We start from the raw sequence: 299 nt of genomic DNA, 5'->3' as shown, positions 1-299 counted from the left end.
GGCGGATGCCGCGTATTACAAGAACATGATCGTCATTCAGTTGAATCTGTTCCTGGTGGAATGGTCGCTGATCATGGCGATGGCGGTGTGGAATCCGTTCGGTGCTTTGGCGGAGCAGGCGGTGCTGCGGGCGACGTACCGGGCGGTGCTGCGCAGTCTGATTTTCCGGTTCCTGGCGGGGTTGGCGGCGCAGGAGGTGCTGAACGTCGGGCTGGCGGCGGCGACGCATGAGTTCGCGAAGTGGCTGACGGGTGAGCAGGGCTACGCGCTGGAGGATTCCGATGAGCTGCTGAAGCAGG

General features: G+C 62.9%; 1 protein-coding gene. It reads left to right on the top strand.

Going from position 1 to position 299, the window contains the following annotated elements; all coding sequences use genetic code 11:
• Window positions 1-25 precede the first annotated feature (25 nt).
• On the top strand, window positions 26-299 hold a 274-nt coding region (locus tag IF37_RS40470), incomplete at its 3' end, for a hypothetical protein (protein WP_037858529.1).

The sequence above is a fragment of the Streptomyces sp. NRRL S-31 genome (genome assembly GCF_000718775.1).
GTDB lineage: Bacteria > Actinomycetota > Actinomycetes > Streptomycetales > Streptomycetaceae > Streptomyces.
This window is presented reverse-complemented; position numbering and strand designations above follow the sequence as displayed.